Here is an 18,958-nt window from a genome sequence, read left to right as displayed (position 1 = left end):
CCCCGCGCCGCTGAGAAAAAGCGAAGCGGCACTGCTCTTTAACAATTTATCAGACAATCTGTGTGGGCACTCGAAGATACGGATTCTTGACGTCGCAAGACGAAAAATGAATACCAAGTCTCAAGAGTGAACACGTAATTCATTACGAAGTTTAATTCATTGAGCATCAAACTTTTAAATTGAAGAGTTTGATCATGGCTCAGATTGAACGCTGGCGGCAGGCCTAACACATGCAAGTCGAACGGTAACAGGAAGCAGCTTGCTGCTTCGCTGACGAGTGGCGGACGGGTGAGTAATGTCTGGGAAACTGCCTGATGGAGGGGGATAACTACTGGAAACGGTGGCTAATACCGCATAACGTCGCAAGACCAAAGAGGGGGACCTTCGGGCCTCTTGCCATCAGATGTGCCCAGATGGGATTAGCTAGTTGGTGAGGTAACGGCTCACCAAGGCGACGATCCCTAGCTGGTCTGAGAGGATGACCAGCCACACTGGAACTGAGACACGGTCCAGACTCCTACGGGAGGCAGCAGTGGGGAATATTGCACAATGGGCGCAAGCCTGATGCAGCCATGCCGCGTGTATGAAGAAGGCCTTCGGGTTGTAAAGTACTTTCAGCGGGGAGGAAGGTGTTGTGGTTAATAACCGCAGCAATTGACGTTACCCGCAGAAGAAGCACCGGCTAACTCCGTGCCAGCAGCCGCGGTAATACGGAGGGTGCAAGCGTTAATCGGAATTACTGGGCGTAAAGCGCACGCAGGCGGTCTGTCAAGTCGGATGTGAAATCCCCGGGCTCAACCTGGGAACTGCATTCGAAACTGGCAGGCTTGAGTCTTGTAGAGGGGGGTAGAATTCCAGGTGTAGCGGTGAAATGCGTAGAGATCTGGAGGAATACCGGTGGCGAAGGCGGCCCCCTGGACAAAGACTGACGCTCAGGTGCGAAAGCGTGGGGAGCAAACAGGATTAGATACCCTGGTAGTCCACGCCGTAAACGATGTCTACTTGGAGGTTGTGCCCTTGAGGCGTGGCTTCCGGAGCTAACGCGTTAAGTAGACCGCCTGGGGAGTACGGCCGCAAGGTTAAAACTCAAATGAATTGACGGGGGCCCGCACAAGCGGTGGAGCATGTGGTTTAATTCGATGCAACGCGAAGAACCTTACCTGGTCTTGACATCCACAGAACTTTCCAGAGATGGATTGGTGCCTTCGGGAACTGTGAGACAGGTGCTGCATGGCTGTCGTCAGCTCGTGTTGTGAAATGTTGGGTTAAGTCCCGCAACGAGCGCAACCCTTATCCTTTGTTGCCAGCGGTTAGGCCGGGAACTCAAAGGAGACTGCCAGTGATAAACTGGAGGAAGGTGGGGATGACGTCAAGTCATCATGGCCCTTACGACCAGGGCTACACACGTGCTACAATGGCGCATACAAAGAGAAGCGACCTCGCGAGAGCAAGCGGACCTCATAAAGTGCGTCGTAGTCCGGATTGGAGTCTGCAACTCGACTCCATGAAGTCGGAATCGCTAGTAATCGTGGATCAGAATGCCACGGTGAATACGTTCCCGGGCCTTGTACACACCGCCCGTCACACCATGGGAGTGGGTTGCAAAAGAAGTAGGTAGCTTAACCTTCGGGAGGGCGCTTACCACTTTGTGATTCATGACTGGGGTGAAGTCGTAACAAGGTAACCGTAGGGGAACCTGCGGTTGGATCACCTCCTTACCTTAAAGATGCGTACTTTGCAGTGCTCACACAGATTGTCTGATGAAAAACGAGCAGTAAAACCTCTACAGGCTTGTAGCTCAGGTGGTTAGAGCGCACCCCTGATAAGGGTGAGGTCGGTGGTTCAAGTCCACTCAGGCCTACCAAATTTTCCCTGAATACTGCGTTGTGAAATAACTCACATACTGATGTATGCTTCGTTATTCCACGCCTTGTCTCAGGAAAAATTATCGGTAAAGAGGTTCTGACTACACGATGGGGCTATAGCTCAGCTGGGAGAGCGCCTGCTTTGCACGCAGGAGGTCTGCGGTTCGATCCCGCATAGCTCCACCATCTCGTGAGTGTTTACGAAAAAATACTTCAGAGTGTACCTGAAAGGGTTCACTGCGAAGTTTTGCTCTTTAAAAATCTGGATCAAGCTGAAAATTGAAACACAGAACAACGAAAGTTGTTCGTGAGTCTCTCAAATTTTCGCAACACGATGATGAATCGCGAGAAACATCTTCGGGTTGTGAGGTTAAGCGACTAAGCGTACACGGTGGATGCCCTGGCAGTCAGAGGCGATGAAGGGCGTGCTAATCTGCGATAAGCGCCGGTAAGGTGATATGAACCGTTATAACCGGCGATACCCGAATGGGGAAACCCAGTGTGACTCGTCACACTATCATTAACTGAATCCATAGGTTAATGAGGCGAACCGGGGGAACTGAAACATCTAAGTACCCCGAGGAAAAGAAATCAACCGAGATTCCCCCAGTAGCGGCGAGCGAACGGGGAGGAGCCCAGAGCCTGAATCAGCATGTGTGTTAGTGGAAGCGTCTGGAAAGGCGCGCGATACAGGGTGACAGCCCCGTACACAAAAGCGCATGTGCTGTGAGCTCGATGAGTAGGGCGGGACACGTGGTATCCTGTCTGAATATGGGGGGACCATCCTCCAAGGCTAAATACTCCTGACTGACCGATAGTGAACCAGTACCGTGAGGGAAAGGCGAAAAGAACCCCGGCGAGGGGAGTGAAAAAGAACCTGAAACCGTGTACGTACAAGCAGTGGGAGCACAGGTTTACCTGTGTGACTGCGTACCTTTTGTATAATGGGTCAGCGACTTATATTCTGTAGCAAGGTTAACCGAATAGGGGAGCCGCAGGGAAACCGAGTCTTAACCGGGCGTTAAGTTGCAGGGTATAGACCCGAAACCCGGTGATCTAGCCATGGGCAGGTTGAAGGTTGGGTAACACTAACTGGAGGACCGAACCGACTAATGTTGAAAAATTAGCGGATGACCTGTGGCTGGGGGTGAAAGGCCAATCAAACCGGGAGATAGCTGGTTCTCCCCGAAAGCTATTTAGGTAGCGCCTCGTGAATTCATCTCCGGGGGTAGAGCACTGTTTCGGCTAGGGGGCCATCCCGGCTTACCAACCCGATGCAAACTGCGAATACCGGAGAATGTTATCACGGGAGACACACGGCGGGTGCTAACGTCCGTCGTGAAGAGGGAAACAACCCAGACCGCCAGCTAAGGTCCCAAAGTCATGGTTAAGTGGGAAACGATGTGGGAAGGCCCAGACAGCCAGGATGTTGGCTTAGAAGCAGCCATCATTTAAAGAAAGCGTAATAGCTCACTGGTCGAGTCGGCCTGCGCGGAAGATGTAACGGGGCTAAACCATGCACCGAAGCTGCGGCAGCGACACTATGTGTTGTTGGGTAGGGGAGCGTTCTGTAAGCCTGTGAAGGTGTGTCGTGAGGCATGCTGGAGGTATCAGAAGTGCGAATGCTGACATAAGTAACGATAAAGCGGGTGAAAAGCCCGCTCGCCGGAAGACCAAGGGTTCCTGTCCAACGTTAATCGGGGCAGGGTGAGTCGACCCCTAAGGCGAGGCCGAAAGGCGTAGTCGATGGGAAACGGGTTAATATTCCCGTACTTGGTGTTACTGCGAAGGGGGGACGGAGAAGGCTATGTTGGCCGGGCGACGGTTGTCCCGGTTTAAGCGTGTAGGTGTGTGTTCCAGGTAAATCCGGTTCACTTTAACACTGAGGCGTGACGACGAGGCACTACGGTGCTGAAGCAACAAATGCCCTGCTTCCAGGAAAAGCCTCTAAGCATCAGGTAACATCAAATCGTACCCCAAACCGACACAGGTGGTCAGGTAGAGAATACCAAGGCGCTTGAGAGAACTCGGGTGAAGGAACTAGGCAAAATGGTGCCGTAACTTCGGGAGAAGGCACGCTGACACGTAGGTGAAGTGATTTACTCACGGAGCTGAAGTCAGTCGAAGATACCAGCTGGCTGCAACTGTTTATTAAAAACACAGCACTGTGCAAACACGAAAGTGGACGTATACGGTGTGACGCCTGCCCGGTGCCGGAAGGTTAATTGATGGGGTCAGCGCAAGCGAAGCTCCTGATCGAAGCCCCGGTAAACGGCGGCCGTAACTATAACGGTCCTAAGGTAGCGAAATTCCTTGTCGGGTAAGTTCCGACCTGCACGAATGGCGTAATGATGGCCAGGCTGTCTCCACCCGAGACTCAGTGAAATTGAACTCGCTGTGAAGATGCAGTGTACCCGCGGCAAGACGGAAAGACCCCGTGAACCTTTACTATAGCTTGACACTGAACATTGAGCCTTGATGTGTAGGATAGGTGGGAGGCTTTGAAGCGTGGACGCCAGTCTGCGTGGAGCCGACCTTGAAATACCACCCTTTAATGTTTGATGTTCTAACGTGGACCCGTTACCCGGGTTGCGGACAGTGTCTGGTGGGTAGTTTGACTGGGGCGGTCTCCTCCTAAAGAGTAACGGAGGAGCACGAAGGTTGGCTAATCCTGGTCGGACATCAGGAGGTTAGTGCAATGGCATAAGCCAGCTTGACTGTGAGCGTGACGGCGCGAGCAGGTGCGAAAGCAGGTCATAGTGATCCGGTGGTTCTGAATGGAAGGGCCATCGCTCAACGGATAAAAGGTACTCCGGGGATAACAGGCTGATACCGCCCAAGAGTTCATATCGACGGCGGTGTTTGGCACCTCGATGTCGGCTCATCACATCCTGGGGCTGAAGTAGGTCCCAAGGGTATGGCTGTTCGCCATTTAAAGTGGTACGCGAGCTGGGTTTAGAACGTCGTGAGACAGTTCGGTCCCTATCTGCCGTGGGCGCTGGAGAACTGAGGGGGGCTGCTCCTAGTACGAGAGGACCGGAGTGGACGCATCACTGGTGTTCGGGTTGTCATGCCAATGGCACTGCCCGGTAGCTAAATGCGGAAGAGATAAGTGCTGAAAGCATCTAAGCACGAAACTTGCCCCGAGATGAGTTCTCCCTGAGACTTTAAGTCTCCTGAAGGAACGTTGAAGACGACGACGTTGATAGGCCGGGTGTGTAAGCGCAGCGATGCGTTGAGCTAACCGGTACTAATGAACCGTGAGGCTTAACCTTACAACGCCGAAGATGTTTTGGCGGTTGAGAGATGATTTTCAGCACTGATTCAGAGTTGAGTACGCAATAATTTGCGCAGCAGCAAGGCGGCAAGCGAAGGAAAGGAAGGAGCATACAGAAGTATGTGACTGAGTTTACGAGCGCAGGCAACGCCGCTGATGCGATAAAGAATTGCGTACAGAGCACAAAGAATTTGCCTGGCGGCACTAGCGCGGTGGTCCCACCTGACCCCATGCCGAACTCAGAAGTGAAACGCCGTAGCGCCGATGGTAGTGTGGGGTCTCCCCATGCGAGAGTAGGGAACTGCCAGGCATCAAATAAAACGAAGGGCCCTGTCGGAAGACAGGGCCTTTTGTTTTATCTGTAGTCTGCCGGATGGCGGCTCCGCCTTATCCAGCCTACAGGGACGCGCCGATCCACCCTCAATATAACCACAAGCCTTCCCAACACAGATACGGTAAACTATTGCCGATTGAGTATCAGGAAAGCAGCCATGACCCACTCCCTAAAACCCTGGAATACCTTCGGCATTGATCATTGTGCAAAGCACATCGCATGCGCTGAAAACGAACAACAACTACTGAGCGCCTGGCAGCAAGCAACTCGTGAGGGACTGCCGGTTATGATCCTGGGTGAAGGAAGCAATGTCCTGTTTCTGGAAAATTACGCCGGCACCGTGATCCTTAACCGCCTGAAAGGCATTGAGGTCAATGAAACCGCGGACGCCTGGCACCTACACGTCGGCGCAGGCGAAAACTGGCATCAGCTGGTTCGCTACGCGCTGGACAACAACATGCCCGGCCTGGAGAATCTGGCGCTCATCCCTGGCTGCGTTGGTTCCTCGCCTATACAGAATATTGGCGCGTATGGCGTAGAACTACAGCGCGTCTGCGACTACGTTGACTGCGTTGAACTGGAAACGGGAAAACGTCTGCGTTTGTCCGCGGCGGAATGCCGTTTCGGCTATCGTGACAGTATCTTCAAAAATGAATATCAGGATCGCGTTGCGATCGTCGCGGTGGGTCTGCGTTTGTCAAAGCAATGGCAGCCGGTGTTGACCTATGGCGATCTTACTCGTCTGGACCCGAAAACGGTCACCGCGCAACAGGTGTTTGATGCTGTATGCCATATGCGCACCACAAAATTGCCGGATCCTAAAGTGAATGGCAATGCGGGCAGCTTTTTTAAAAATCCCGTTGTCGCAGCCGATATCGCTATGGAACTGTTAGAACGATTTCCCAACGCGCCGCATTACCCTCAGGCAGACGGCTCAGTGAAGCTGGCGGCAGGCTGGCTGATAGATCAATGTCAGTTGAAAGGCGTCACCATTGGCGGCGCTGCGGTGCATCGCCAACAGGCGCTGGTATTGATTAATGCGAATGATGCGACAAGTAAAGATGTGGTGGCGCTGGCGCATCATGTCCGGCAAAAAGTGGGTGAAAAATTTAATGTCTGGCTGGAGCCTGAGGTTCGCTTTATTGGTCGGTCCGGAGAGGTGAACGCTGTGGAGAGCATTGCATGAAAGATACTACCGTTCCCCTGACGCTGATCTCACTACTTGCCGACGGAGAGTTTCACTCAGGCGAGCAGTTGGGTGAACGGCTGGGAATGAGCCGCGCGGCTATTAATAAACATATCCAGACATTACGCGACTGGGGAGTAGATGTATTTACCGTTCCCGGGAAAGGATATAGCTTACCGGAACCCATCCAGTTACTGGATGCTGACCGTATACATAGCCAACTGGATAGCGGAAACGTGGAGGTATTGCCCGTTATCGATTCAACCAATCAGTATTTACTTGATCGAATTGGCGAGCTGCGTTCAGGTGATGCCTGTGTAGCAGAATACCAACAGGCGGGGCGTGGTCGTCGCGGGCGTAAATGGTTCTCACCGTTTGGTGCGAATCTATATCTTTCAATGTACTGGCGTCTGGAGCAGGGGCCTGCGGCGGCAATAGGCTTGAGTCTGGTCATTGGAATTGTGATGGCGGAAGTGCTGCGTGAACTGGGCGCAGATAAAGTTCGTGTGAAGTGGCCTAACGACCTTTACCTATTGGACCGCAAACTGGCGGGTATTCTGGTCGAGTTAACCGGTAAAACGGGCGATGCCGCACAAATAGTGATTGGCGCTGGTATTAACATGGCAATGCGTCGCGTAGAAGAGGACGTGATAAATCAGGGATGGATCACACTACAAGAGGCCGGAATTACGCTCGACCGCAATATGCTGGCCGCAAAGCTGATTTATAAGTTACGTGCTGCGCTTGAGCTTTTTGAGCAAGAAGGACTTTCTCCTTATCTTTCGCGCTGGAAAAAACTGGATAATTTTATTGATCGTCCGGTAAAACTAATTATTGGCGACAAAGAAATATTTGGTATTTCTCGCGGCATTGATACTCAAGGCGCATTATTGCTTGAACAGGATGGCGTGATAAAACCCTGGATGGGCGGAGAAATATCGCTGCGAAGCGCCGAATAGTAAAAAAGGGGAGTCGGTGCTCCCCTTTTTTCTGTTATTTCCGCAATCTTACCTGTTCCACCGCATGGTTAGCGCTCTTGGTCATAATAAGGCTGGCACGTTCTCGCGTGGGTAAAATATTTTGTTTTAAATTCAACAAGTTAATTTCTTTCCAAAGCGAAGTCGCTGTATTAACAGCTTCTTCTTTAGATAATTTCGCATAATTGTGGAAATAAGAGTCAGGATCGGTAAACGCCCCTTCGCGGAATTTCAGGAAGCGATTGATATACCACGTCTGAAGAAGTTCTTCTGGCGCATCAACGTAAATAGAGAAATCAACGAAATCAGAGACAAATACATGATGCGGATCGTGAGGATAATCCATACCGCTTTGTAAAACATTCAAACCTTCAAGAATCAATATATCAGGTTGAGCGACGGTTTTATCCCCTTCAGGAATAACATCGTAAATCAAATGAGAATAGACTGGCGCCGTCACGTTCGGTACGCCCGACTTGAGGTCAGAAACGAATTTCACCAGTCGGTGCATATCATACGATTCGGGGAACCCCTTTTTCTTCATTAACCCGCGTTCTTTCAACACCTGGTTTGGGTGGAGGAAGCCGTCTGTGGTAATCAATTCAACACGGCGGTGTTCCGGCCAGCGACTCAGCAACGCTTGCAGAACGCGTGCTGTCGTGCTTTTACCCACTGCGACGCTGCCCGCGATACTGATGATGTAAGGGATTCGCTGGCCGTTAGTGCCCAGAAACTGTTCCAGGACAGCCTGACGACGCAGATTTGAACTGATATAGAAATTTAGCAAACGGGAGAGAGGTAAATATATTTCTGCAACTTCTTCCAGCGATAAATCTTCATTAATGCCTTTTAACTGCGCGATCTCATCCTCGGTCAGGGTCATCGGCACAGAATCGCGAAGCGCAGCCCACTGGCTGCGATCAAACTGTAGGTAAGGCGTCATTAACGATTGCTCTTTTATACTCATAAGCATGTTTCTGGCTGCTATTGCTACATCAGTTCAGCGATGAACGAGGGCCATCCCTGACATGCAACGGCACGTCACATTTAAGTTAATTTGGACAATGGGCAGGAGGGTAACACCAGATGGGGAGGAATAATAAGAAAAAATCTCGCTGTGAAAGCTATCCCTGAGAAGCAATGTGACGAATATACCAGATACAGAAGATTGCTTTCTATCGACGGAACGTTGAAATGCCGCGTCGTATCCTGGTCAGACGGTCGGTAAAATGCCGAAAATTTATGCTCTCTTGTTTGAAATTAGAGCATTTTTGTCTCTTATAGCGCAAAATGTGAGCGATAGAACATTTTATGCAATTTTTTAGTTGCATGAGCACGCAGGTCTCCATAGAATGCGCGCTACTTGATGCCGACTTAGCTCAGTAGGTAGAGCAACTGACTTGTAATCAGTAGGTCACCAGTTCGATTCCGGTAGTCGGCACCATCAAGTCCGGTGGGGTTCCCGAGCGGCCAAAGGGAGCAGACTGTAAATCTGCCGTCACAGACTTCGAAGGTTCGAATCCTTCCCCCACCACCATTTTCGGCCGCGCGATGGCGCAGCCCGAGACGATAAGTTCGCTTACCGGCTCGAATAAAGAGAGTTTCTCTCGATATTCAGTGCAGAATGAAAATCAGGTAGCCGAGTTCCAGGATGCGGGCATCGTATAATGGCTATTACCTCAGCCTTCCAAGCTGATGATGCGGGTTCGATTCCCGCTGCCCGCTCCAAGATGTGCTGATATAGCTCAGTTGGTAGAGCGCACCCTTGGTAAGGGTGAGGTCGGCAGTTCGAATCTGCCTATCAGCACCACTTCTTTTCTCCTTCCTGTTTTTCTCTTCTGTTTATTAGCATTCAACAAGTCGGGCGTGTTGCCTGGTTGATGTGGTGATATCACCGATTTATCCGTGTCTTAGAGGGACAATCGATGTCTAAAGAAAAGTTTGAACGTACAAAACCGCACGTTAACGTCGGTACTATCGGCCACGTTGACCATGGTAAAACAACGCTGACCGCTGCCATTACTACCGTACTGGCTAAAACCTACGGCGGTGCCGCTCGCGCATTCGACCAGATCGATAACGCGCCGGAAGAAAAAGCGCGTGGTATCACCATCAACACTTCTCACGTTGAATACGATACCCCGACCCGCCACTACGCACACGTAGACTGCCCGGGGCACGCCGACTATGTTAAAAACATGATCACCGGTGCTGCTCAGATGGACGGCGCGATCCTGGTTGTTGCTGCGACTGACGGTCCGATGCCGCAGACCCGTGAGCACATCCTGCTGGGTCGTCAGGTAGGCGTTCCGTACATCATCGTGTTCCTGAACAAATGCGACATGGTTGATGACGAAGAGCTGCTGGAACTGGTTGAAATGGAAGTTCGCGAACTGCTATCTCAGTACGACTTCCCGGGCGACGACACTCCGATCGTTCGTGGTTCTGCTCTGAAAGCGCTGGAAGGCGACGCAGAGTGGGAAGCGAAAATCATCGAACTGGCTGGCTTCCTGGATTCTTATATTCCGGAACCAGAGCGTGCGATTGACAAGCCGTTCCTGCTGCCGATCGAAGACGTATTCTCCATCTCCGGTCGTGGTACCGTTGTTACCGGTCGTGTAGAGCGCGGTATCATCAAAGTGGGCGAAGAAGTTGAAATCGTTGGTATCAAAGAGACTCAGAAGTCTACCTGTACTGGCGTTGAAATGTTCCGCAAACTGCTGGACGAAGGCCGTGCCGGTGAGAACGTAGGTGTTCTGCTGCGTGGTATCAAACGTGAAGAAATCGAACGTGGTCAGGTACTGGCTAAGCCGGGCACCATCAAGCCGCACACCAAGTTCGAATCTGAAGTGTACATTCTGTCCAAAGATGAAGGCGGCCGTCATACTCCGTTCTTCAAAGGCTACCGTCCGCAGTTCTACTTCCGTACTACTGACGTGACTGGCACCATCGAACTGCCGGAAGGCGTAGAGATGGTAATGCCGGGCGACAACATCAAAATGGTTGTTACCCTGATCCACCCGATCGCGATGGACGACGGTCTGCGTTTCGCAATCCGTGAAGGCGGCCGTACCGTTGGCGCGGGCGTTGTTGCTAAAGTTCTCGGCTAATCGCTGATAACATTTGACGCAATGCGCAATAAAAGGGCATCATTTGATGCCCTTTTTGCACGCTTTCACACCAGAACCTGGCTCATCAGTGATTTTATTTGTCATAATCATTGCTGAGACAGGCTCTGTAGAGGGCGTATAATCCGAAAGGCGAATAAGCGTTTCGATTTGGATTGCCTCGCGATTGCGGGGTGAAAATGTTTGTAGAATACTTCTGACAGGTTGGTTTATGAGTGCGAATACCGAAGCTCAAGGGAGCGGGCGCGGCCTGGAAGCGATGAAGTGGATAGTTGTTGCCATATTGCTGATCGTCGCAATCGTCGGCAACTACCTCTATCGCGACATGATGCTGCCGCTGCGTGCGCTGGCCGTAGTAATTCTGATTGCTGCAGCGGGTGGTGTCGCGCTGTTGACGACAAAAGGTAAAGCAACCGTTGCTTTTGCCCGTGAAGCGAGAACCGAAGTCCGTAAGGTCATTTGGCCGACTCGCCAGGAAACGCTGCACACCACGCTGATCGTCGCTGCGGTTACCGCAGTTATGTCACTGATCCTGTGGGGACTGGATGGTATTCTGGTTCGCCTGGTATCCTTTATCACTGGCCTGAGGTTCTGAGATGTCTGAAGCACCTAAAAAGCGCTGGTACGTCGTTCAGGCGTTTTCCGGTTTTGAAGGCCGCGTAGCCACATCGCTGCGCGAGCATATCAAATTACACAATATGGAAGAGCTGTTTGGCGAAGTCATGGTGCCGACTGAAGAAGTCGTTGAGATCCGTGGCGGCCAGCGTCGCAAAAGCGAACGCAAATTCTTCCCGGGTTACGTTCTGGTCCAGATGGTCATGAACGACGCAAGCTGGCACCTGGTGCGCAGCGTGCCGCGTGTGATGGGCTTTATCGGCGGTACCTCTGACCGTCCGGCGCTGATCAGCGACAAAGAAGTCGATGCGATCATGAACCGCCTGCAGCAGGTTGGCGATAAGCCGCGGCCGAAAACTCTGTTTGAACCGGGTGAAATGGTTCGTGTTAACGACGGTCCGTTCGCAGACTTTAACGGCGTTGTCGAAGAAGTTGATTATGAGAAGTCTCGCCTGAAAGTGTCTGTTTCTATCTTCGGTCGTGCGACCCCGGTAGAGCTGGACTTCAGCCAGGTTGAGAAAGCGTAAGGCTGCGATCAAAAAAGCAGCGATCTAATCGTTGCATAGGGCGCGAAATTGACATACAATTTCGCGCCTTTTGTTTTTATGGGCCTTATGCCCATAAAGCGATATTTATCACGGGGAGCTTCTTTGAAGCGATACTACCCAATTCGAGGAATTTAGAATGGCTAAGAAAGTACAAGCCTACGTCAAGCTGCAGGTTGCAGCTGGTATGGCGAACCCGAGTCCGCCGGTTGGTCCAGCACTGGGTCAGCAGGGTGTGAACATCATGGAATTCTGCAAAGCGTTCAACGCAAAAACGGATTCCATCGAAAAAGGTCTGCCGATTCCGGTTGTTATTACCGTTTACGCTGACCGTTCTTTCACCTTTGTTACCAAAACGCCTCCGGCAGCTGTTCTGCTGAAAAAAGCGGCTGGTATCAAGTCTGGTTCCGGCAAGCCGAACAAAGACAAAGTAGGTAAAATTTCCCGCGCTCAGCTGCAGGAAATCGCGCAGACCAAAGCTGCCGACATGACTGGTGCCGACATTGAAGCGATGACTCGCTCCATCGAAGGTACTGCACGTTCCATGGGCCTGGTAGTGGAGGACTAAGAAATGGCTAAACTGACCAAGCGTATGCGCGTGATCCGTGAAAAAGTTGATGCGACCAAACAGTACGACATCAACGAAGCTATTGCCCTGCTGAAAGAGCTGGCCACTGCTAAATTCAACGAAAGCGTTGACGTTGCCGTTAACCTCGGCATCGACGCTCGTAAATCTGACCAGAGCGTTCGTGGCGCGACTGTACTGCCGCACGGTACTGGCCGTTCTGTTCGCGTTGCCGTATTTACCCAGGGCCCGAACGCTGAAGCAGCTAAAGCTGCTGGCGCTGAGCTGGTAGGTATGGAAGATCTGGCTGACCAGATCAAGAAAGGCGAAATGAACTTCGACGTTGTTATCGCATCCCCGGATGCAATGCGCGTTGTTGGCCAGCTGGGCCAGGTTCTGGGTCCGCGCGGCCTGATGCCAAACCCGAAAGTCGGTACCGTAACTCCGAACGTTGCTGAAGCGGTTAAGAACGCTAAAGCAGGTCAGGTTCGTTACCGTAACGACAAAAACGGCATCATCCACACCACCATCGGTAAAGTGGACTTTGACGCTGACAAACTGAAAGAAAACCTGGAAGCTCTGCTGGTTGCGCTGAAAAAAGCAAAACCGAGCCAGGCGAAAGGCGTGTACATCAAGAAAGTTAGCATCTCCACCACCATGGGTGCTGGCGTTGCCGTTGATCAGGCTGGTCTGAGCGCATCTGCGAACTAAGATTAGTCTTTACGTGGGCGGTGATTTTGTCTACAATATTACCCCCACGATTCTGTTGAAATATAACAGAGCACTATACGAGTCATTTGAATTGCAGCAAGGCAGCAAGTGAGTGAGTCGCCAGGAGCATAGTTAACTATGTGACTGGTGTGAACGAGCGCAGCTAACACAGCTGCGGTTCAAAGGATGAAGTCATAGAAAGAATTTGTTCGTTGGAGCCTGGCCTATCCAGGCCTCCGTCGAAGACCGCAGGCGTCTCGCAAGAGGCTTAATCCCCTGCGTAGACGGTGACAGAACGCTAAGATTATTTTTGATACTCTGGCTTGTTTCTGCTCACCGTATTAAGACGCTCTTCTCGTTGAGATGAGTGAAGTGAGTTCCGGAACATGAGTTCCGGCAAACATCCAGGAGCAAAGCTAATGGCTTTAAATCTTCAAGACAAACAAGCGATTGTTGCTGAAGTCAGCGAAGTAGCCAAAGGCGCGCTGTCTGCAGTAGTTGCGGATTCCCGTGGCGTAACTGTAGATAAAATGACTGAACTGCGTAAAGCAGGTCGTGAAGCTGGCGTATACATGCGTGTTGTTCGTAACACCCTGCTGCGCCGCGTCGTTGAAGGTACTCAGTTCGAGTGCCTGAAAGACACGTTTGTTGGTCCGACCCTGATTGCATACTCTATGGAACACCCGGGCGCTGCTGCTCGTCTGTTCAAAGAGTTCGCGAAAGCGAATGCAAAATTTGAGGTCAAAGCTGCAGCCTTTGAAGGTGAGCTGATCCCGGCGTCTCAGATCGACCGCCTGGCAACTCTGCCGACCTACGAAGAAGCAATTGCACGCCTGATGGCAACCATGAAAGAAGCTTCGGCTGGCAAACTGGTTCGCACACTGGCTGCTGTACGCGATGCAAAAGAAGCTGCGTAATCGCAGTTGTCTTTATCAAGCATTTGCTTACGTATAAACTTATTCTGATATTCAGGAACAATTTAAATGTCTATCACTAAAGATCAAATCATTGAAGCAGTATCCGCTATGTCCGTAATGGACGTTGTAGAACTGATTTCTGCAATGGAAGAAAAATTCGGTGTTTCCGCTGCTGCTGCTGTAGCTGTAGCTGCTGGCCCGGCTGAAGCTGCTGAAGAAAAAACTGAATTCGACGTAATTCTGAAAGCTGCTGGCGCTAACAAAGTTGCTGTTATCAAAGCAGTACGTGGCGCAACTGGCCTGGGTCTGAAAGAAGCTAAAGACCTGGTAGAATCTGCTCCGGCCGCTCTGAAAGAAGGCGTGAGCAAAGATGACGCTGAAGCACTGAAAAAATCTCTGGAAGAAGCTGGCGCTGAAGTTGAAGTTAAATAAGCCAACCCTTCCGGTTGCAGCCTGAGAAATCAGGCTGATGGCTGGTGACTTTTTAGTCACCAGCCTTTTTGCGCTGTAAGGCGCCAGTAGCGTTTCACACTGTTTGACTACTGCTGTGCCTTTCAATGCTTGTTTCTATCGACGACTTAATATACTGCGACAGAGCGTACGTTCTGTGTAAATCGCAATGAAATGGTTTAAGCGTGATAGCAACAGGCATTGCGGAAAGTATCCATTTTCCGGTCAACAAAATAGTGTTGCACAAACTGTCCCCCGCAGGACAGATGGGTCGACTTGTCAGCGAGCTGAGGAACCCTATGGTTTACTCCTATACCGAGAAAAAACGTATTCGTAAGGATTTTGGTAAACGTCCACAAGTTCTGGATGTACCTTATCTCCTTTCTATCCAGCTTGACTCGTTTCAGAAGTTTATCGAGCAAGATCCTGAAGGGCAGTACGGCCTGGAAGCAGCCTTCCGTTCCGTGTTCCCGATTCAGAGCTACAGCGGTAATTCCGAGCTGCAGTACGTCAGCTACCGCCTTGGCGAACCGGTGTTTGACGTTCAGGAATGTCAGATCCGTGGCGTGACCTATTCCGCACCGCTGCGCGTAAAACTGCGTCTGGTGATCTACGAGCGCGAAGCGCCGGAAGGCACCGTTAAAGACATTAAAGAACAAGAAGTCTACATGGGCGAAATTCCGCTCATGACCGACAACGGTACCTTTGTTATCAACGGTACTGAGCGTGTTATCGTTTCTCAGCTGCACCGTAGTCCGGGCGTCTTCTTTGACTCCGACAAAGGTAAAACCCACTCTTCGGGTAAAGTGCTGTATAACGCGCGCATCATTCCTTACCGTGGTTCCTGGCTGGACTTCGAATTCGATCCGAAGGACAACCTGTTCGTGCGTATCGACCGTCGCCGTAAACTGCCTGCGACCATCATCCTGCGTGCGCTGAACTACACCACTGAGCAGATCCTTGACCTGTTCTTTGAGAAAGTCGTCTTCGAAATTCGCGACAACAAGCTGCAGATGGAGCTGATTCCAGAACGTCTGCGCGGCGAAACCGCGTCGTTCGATATCGAAGCTAACGGCAAGGTGTACGTTGAAAAAGGCCGTCGCATTACCGCGCGTCATATCCGTCAGCTGGAAAAAGACGATATCAAGCATATCGAAGTTCCGGTTGAGTACATCGCAGGTAAAGTCGTCTCTAAAGACTACGTTGACGAATCCACTGGCGAGCTGATCTGCGCGGCGAACATGGAGCTGAGCCTGGATCTGCTGGCTAAGCTGAGCCAGTCCGGCCACAAGCGTATCGAAACGCTGTTTACCAACGATCTGGACCACGGCCCGTACATTTCTGAAACGGTACGCGTCGACCCAACCAACGATCGTCTGAGCGCGCTGGTAGAAATCTACCGCATGATGCGCCCTGGTGAGCCGCCGACACGCGAAGCGGCTGAAAGCCTGTTCGAGAACCTGTTCTTCTCCGAAGACCGCTATGACCTGTCTGCGGTGGGTCGTATGAAGTTCAACCGTTCTCTGCTGCGCGACGAAATCGAAGGTTCCGGTATCCTGAGCAAAGACGACATCATTGATGTCATGAAGAAGCTCATCGATATCCGTAACGGTAAAGGCGAAGTGGATGATATCGACCACCTCGGCAACCGTCGTATCCGTTCCGTCGGCGAAATGGCGGAAAACCAGTTCCGCGTTGGCCTGGTGCGTGTAGAGCGTGCGGTGAAAGAGCGTCTGTCTCTGGGCGATCTGGATACCCTGATGCCTCAGGATATGATCAACGCCAAGCCGATTTCCGCCGCAGTGAAAGAGTTCTTTGGTTCCAGCCAGCTGTCTCAGTTTATGGACCAGAACAACCCGCTGTCTGAGATTACGCACAAACGTCGTATCTCCGCACTCGGCCCAGGCGGTCTGACCCGCGAACGCGCAGGCTTCGAAGTTCGAGACGTACACCCGACGCACTACGGTCGCGTATGTCCTATCGAAACTCCGGAAGGTCCGAACATCGGTCTGATCAACTCCTTGTCCGTGTACGCACAGACTAACGAATATGGCTTCCTTGAGACGCCGTACCGTCGTGTGGTTGATGGCGTGGTCACTGACGAAATTCATTACCTGTCTGCTATCGAAGAAGGCAACTACGTTATCGCTCAGGCGAACTCCAACTTGGATGACGAAGGCCACTTTGTAGAAGACCTGGTAACGTGCCGTAGCAAAGGCGAATCCAGCTTGTTCAGCCGTGACCAGGTTGACTACATGGACGTTTCCACCCAGCAGGTGGTCTCCGTCGGTGCGTCCCTGATCCCGTTCCTGGAACACGATGACGCCAACCGTGCATTGATGGGTGCGAACATGCAACGTCAGGCGGTTCCGACTCTGCGTGCTGATAAGCCGCTGGTGGGTACCGGTATGGAACGTGCTGTCGCCGTCGACTCCGGTGTTACTGCAGTAGCTAAACGTGGCGGTACTGTTCAGTACGTGGATGCATCCCGTATCGTTATCAAAGTTAACGAAGACGAGATGTACCCGGGCGAAGCGGGTATCGACATCTATAACCTGACCAAATACACCCGCTCTAACCAGAACACCTGTATCAACCAGATGCCATGTGTGTCTCTGGGCGAGCCGGTTGAACGCGGCGACGTGCTGGCAGACGGTCCGTCCACCGACCTCGGTGAATTGGCGCTCGGTCAGAACATGCGCGTGGCGTTCATGCCGTGGAACGGCTACAACTTCGAAGACTCCATCCTCGTATCCGAGCGTGTGGTTCAGGAAGACCGTTTCACCACCATCCACATTCAGGAACTGGCGTGCGTGTCCCGTGACACCAAGCTGGGGCCGGAAGAGATCACCGCTGATATCCCGAACATGGGTGAAGCTGCGCTCTCCAAACTGGATGAATCCGGTATCGTTTACATCGGCGCGGAAGTGACCGGCGGCGACATTCTGGTCGGTAAGGTGACGCCGAAAGGTGAAACCCAGCTGACGCCGGAAGAGAAACTGCTGCGTGCGATCTTCGGTGAGAAAGCGTCTGACGTTAAAGACTCTTCTCTGCGCGTACCTAACGGTGTCTCCGGTACGGTTATCGACGTTCAGGTCTTTACTCGCGATGGCGTAGAAAAAGACAAACGTGCTCTGGAAATCGAAGAGATGCAGCTCAAGCAGGCGAAAAAAGACCTGTCTGAAGAACTGCAGATCCTCGAAGCGGGCCTGTTTAGCCGTATCCGTGCGGTGCTGGTGTCCGGCGGCGTTGAAGCTGAGAAGCTCGACAAACTGCCGCGCGACCGCTGGCTGGAACTCGGTCTGACCGACGAAGAGAAACAAAATCAGCTGGAACAACTGGCTGAGCAGTATGACGAACTGAAACACGAGTTCGAGAAAAAACTTGAAGCGAAGCGCCGTAAAATCACCCAGGGCGACGATCTGGCGCCGGGCGTGCTGAAGATCGTGAAGGTCTATCTGGCCGTTAAACGCCGTATCCAGCCGGGTGATAAGATGGCAGGTCGTCACGGTAACAAGGGTGTTATCTCTAAGATCAACCCGATCGAAGACATGCCTTACGATGAAAACGGCACGCCGGTAGACATCGTACTGAACCCGCTGGGCGTACCGTCTCGTATGAACATCGGTCAGATTCTGGAAACCCACCTGGGTATGGCTGCGAAAGGTATTGGCGACAAGATTAACGCCATGCTGAAACAGCAGCAGGAAGTCGCCAAACTGCGCGAATTCATCCAGCGTGCCTACGATCTGGGCGCCGACGTTCGTCAGAAAGTCGACCTGAGCACCTTCAGCGATGATGAAGTGCTGCGTCTGGCAGAAAACCTGCGTAAAGGTATGCCGATTGCCACACCAGTGTTCGACGGTGCGAAAGAAGCGGAAATCAAAGAGCTGCTGAAACTGGGTGACCTGCCGACCTCCGGTCAGATCACCCTGTTCGATGGCCGTACGGGTGAACAGTTCGAACGTCCGGTAACCGTCGGTTACATGTACATGCTGAAACTGAACCACCTGGTTGATGACAAGATGCATGCGCGTTCTACCGGTTCTTACAGCCTGGTTACTCAGCAGCCGCTGGGTGGTAAGGCGCAGTTCGGTGGTCAGCGCTTCGGGGAGATGGAAGTGTGGGCGCTGGAAGCTTACGGCGCCGCCTACACCCTGCAGGAAATGCTCACCGTTAAGTCTGATGACGTGAACGGTCGTACCAAGATGTATAAGAACATCGTGGACGGCAACCATCAGATGGAACCGGGTATGCCGGAATCCTTCAACGTTCTGTTGAAAGAAATCCGCTCGCTGGGCATCAACATCGAACTGGAAGACGAGTAATTCTCGCTCAAACAGGTCACTGGTGTCGGGATAAAACCCGACACCAGATTGTGCTAACTC

12 protein-coding genes, 6 tRNA genes and 3 rRNA genes are annotated in these 18,958 nt (G+C 51.9%); 19 read left to right on the top strand and 2 right to left on the bottom strand.

Features of this window, described 5'->3' with window-relative positions:
* Positions 1-176 precede the first annotated feature (176 nt).
* From ACFK9X_RS21720 to birA, 7 genes are all read left to right on the top strand, one after another.
* Positions 177-1,718 (top strand): 16S ribosomal RNA (locus ACFK9X_RS21720).
* Positions 1,719-1,787: 69 nt separating this feature from the next.
* Positions 1,788-1,864 (top strand) — tRNA-Ile (locus tag ACFK9X_RS21715).
* A gap of 111 nt (positions 1,865-1,975) precedes the next feature.
* A tRNA-Ala gene (locus tag ACFK9X_RS21710) sits at positions 1,976-2,051 on the top strand.
* Positions 2,052-2,233: 182 nt separating this feature from the next.
* Positions 2,234-5,140: ribosomal RNA gene (locus tag ACFK9X_RS21705) — 23S ribosomal RNA — on the top strand.
* A gap of 196 nt (positions 5,141-5,336) precedes the next feature.
* A 5S ribosomal RNA gene (gene rrf, locus ACFK9X_RS21700) occupies positions 5,337-5,452 on the top strand.
* Together the 16S, 23S and 5S rRNA genes with 2 tRNA genes alongside form the textbook arrangement of a ribosomal RNA operon.
* Before the next feature lie 181 nt (positions 5,453-5,633).
* A complete protein-coding gene (gene murB, locus ACFK9X_RS21695) occupies positions 5,634-6,662 on the top strand; it encodes a UDP-N-acetylmuramate dehydrogenase (protein ID WP_000149783.1) in 1,029 nt (342 codons plus the stop codon).
* Positions 6,659-7,621 (top strand): bifunctional biotin--[acetyl-CoA-carboxylase] ligase/biotin operon repressor BirA, encoded by a 963-nt coding sequence (gene birA / locus ACFK9X_RS21690; RefSeq protein WP_151117671.1) that lies wholly within the window; start codon positions 6,659-6,661, stop codon positions 7,619-7,621. The genes murB and birA overlap by 4 nt, the downstream gene beginning before the upstream one ends.
* 34 nt (positions 7,622-7,655) lie before the next feature.
* Here the strand turns inward: birA and coaA are convergent, their stop codons facing one another.
* Together coaA and ACFK9X_RS21680 are read right to left on the bottom strand one after the other, a co-directional pair.
* Positions 7,656-8,606, bottom strand: a complete 951-nt coding sequence (coaA, locus tag ACFK9X_RS21685) for a type I pantothenate kinase (protein ID WP_072104245.1) — start codon at positions 8,604-8,606, stop codon at positions 7,656-7,658.
* A 208-nt stretch (positions 8,607-8,814) separates the two neighbouring features.
* Positions 8,815-8,988 (bottom strand): hypothetical protein, encoded by a 174-nt coding sequence (locus ACFK9X_RS21680; protein WP_001621476.1) that lies wholly within the window; start codon positions 8,986-8,988, stop codon positions 8,815-8,817.
* A gap of 19 nt (positions 8,989-9,007) precedes the next feature.
* Here ACFK9X_RS21680 and ACFK9X_RS21675 point away from each other — a divergent pair.
* The 12 genes from ACFK9X_RS21675 (at position 9,008) to rpoB (ending at position 18,898) form a co-directional block, all read left to right on the top strand.
* Positions 9,008-9,083, top strand: a tRNA-Thr gene (locus tag ACFK9X_RS21675).
* 8 nt (positions 9,084-9,091) lie between these two features.
* A tRNA-Tyr gene (locus ACFK9X_RS21670) sits at positions 9,092-9,176 on the top strand.
* A gap of 116 nt (positions 9,177-9,292) precedes the next feature.
* Positions 9,293-9,367, top strand: a tRNA-Gly gene (locus tag ACFK9X_RS21665).
* A 6-nt stretch (positions 9,368-9,373) separates the two neighbouring features.
* Positions 9,374-9,449, top strand: a tRNA-Thr gene (locus ACFK9X_RS21660).
* Between the two features lie 115 nt (positions 9,450-9,564).
* Complete coding sequence (tuf, locus tag ACFK9X_RS21655; RefSeq protein WP_000031748.1) at positions 9,565-10,749, top strand: elongation factor Tu; 1,185 nt, start codon at positions 9,565-9,567, stop codon at positions 10,747-10,749.
* 229 nt (positions 10,750-10,978) lie between these two features.
* Entirely contained in the window at positions 10,979-11,362 is a 384-nt protein-coding gene (gene secE / locus ACFK9X_RS21650) for a preprotein translocase subunit SecE (RefSeq protein ID WP_001275691.1), read from the top strand.
* Position 11,363: 1 nt separating this feature from the next.
* A complete protein-coding gene (gene nusG / locus ACFK9X_RS21645) occupies positions 11,364-11,909 on the top strand; it encodes a transcription termination/antitermination protein NusG (RefSeq protein ID WP_117053070.1) in 546 nt (181 codons plus the stop codon).
* Between the two features lie 157 nt (positions 11,910-12,066).
* A complete protein-coding gene (gene rplK, locus ACFK9X_RS21640) occupies positions 12,067-12,495 on the top strand; it encodes a 50S ribosomal protein L11 (protein WP_001085926.1) in 429 nt (142 codons plus the stop codon).
* A 3-nt stretch (positions 12,496-12,498) separates the two neighbouring features.
* Positions 12,499-13,203 (top strand): 50S ribosomal protein L1, encoded by a 705-nt coding sequence (gene rplA / locus ACFK9X_RS21635; protein ID WP_076926005.1) that lies wholly within the window; start codon positions 12,499-12,501, stop codon positions 13,201-13,203.
* Positions 13,204-13,622: 419 nt separating this feature from the next.
* Positions 13,623-14,120 carry a 50S ribosomal protein L10 gene (gene rplJ / locus ACFK9X_RS21630; RefSeq protein ID WP_001207203.1) on the top strand — a complete coding sequence of 166 codons (498 nt, stop codon included), beginning with the start codon at positions 13,623-13,625 and terminating at the stop codon, positions 14,118-14,120.
* 66 nt (positions 14,121-14,186) lie between these two features.
* Positions 14,187-14,552, top strand: a complete 366-nt coding sequence (rplL, locus tag ACFK9X_RS21625) for a 50S ribosomal protein L7/L12 (protein WP_000028882.1) — start codon at positions 14,187-14,189, stop codon at positions 14,550-14,552.
* A gap of 317 nt (positions 14,553-14,869) precedes the next feature.
* Positions 14,870-18,898: a DNA-directed RNA polymerase subunit beta gene (rpoB, locus tag ACFK9X_RS21620; protein WP_151117669.1), complete on the top strand. Its 4,029-nt coding sequence runs from the start codon at positions 14,870-14,872 to the stop codon at positions 18,896-18,898.
* Positions 18,899-18,958 lie beyond the last annotated feature (60 nt).

The sequence above is a fragment of the Salmonella sp. WC3 genome, assembly GCF_042932255.1.
Taxonomy (GTDB): Bacteria; Pseudomonadota; Gammaproteobacteria; order Enterobacterales; family Enterobacteriaceae; genus Salmonella; species Salmonella enterica.
The sequence above is the reverse complement of the archived record's forward strand: the minus strand, read 5'-3'. Positions and strand labels throughout refer to the sequence as shown.

Excerpts from the sequence above, each read along its gene's own strand:
- coaA (WP_072104245.1), bottom strand. The coding sequence starts at position 8,606 with ATGAGTATAAAAGAGCAATCGTTAATGACGCCTTACCTACAGTTTGAT.
- rplK (WP_001085926.1), top strand. The coding sequence starts at position 12,067 with ATGGCTAAGAAAGTACAAGCCTACGTCAAGCTGCAGGTTGCAGCTGGT.
- tuf (WP_000031748.1), top strand. The coding sequence starts at position 9,565 with ATGTCTAAAGAAAAGTTTGAACGTACAAAACCGCACGTTAACGTCGGT.
- nusG (WP_117053070.1), top strand. The coding sequence starts at position 11,364 with ATGTCTGAAGCACCTAAAAAGCGCTGGTACGTCGTTCAGGCGTTTTCC.
- rplA (WP_076926005.1), top strand. The coding sequence starts at position 12,499 with ATGGCTAAACTGACCAAGCGTATGCGCGTGATCCGTGAAAAAGTTGAT.
- secE (WP_001275691.1), top strand. The coding sequence starts at position 10,979 with ATGAGTGCGAATACCGAAGCTCAAGGGAGCGGGCGCGGCCTGGAAGCG.
- murB (WP_000149783.1), top strand. The coding sequence starts at position 5,634 with ATGACCCACTCCCTAAAACCCTGGAATACCTTCGGCATTGATCATTGT.
- rplL (WP_000028882.1), top strand. The coding sequence starts at position 14,187 with ATGTCTATCACTAAAGATCAAATCATTGAAGCAGTATCCGCTATGTCC.
- rpoB (WP_151117669.1), top strand. The coding sequence starts at position 14,870 with ATGGTTTACTCCTATACCGAGAAAAAACGTATTCGTAAGGATTTTGGT.
- ACFK9X_RS21680 (WP_001621476.1), bottom strand. The coding sequence starts at position 8,988 with ATGGAGACCTGCGTGCTCATGCAACTAAAAAATTGCATAAAATGTTCT.
- birA (WP_151117671.1), top strand. The coding sequence starts at position 6,659 with ATGAAAGATACTACCGTTCCCCTGACGCTGATCTCACTACTTGCCGAC.
- rplJ (WP_001207203.1), top strand. The coding sequence starts at position 13,623 with ATGGCTTTAAATCTTCAAGACAAACAAGCGATTGTTGCTGAAGTCAGC.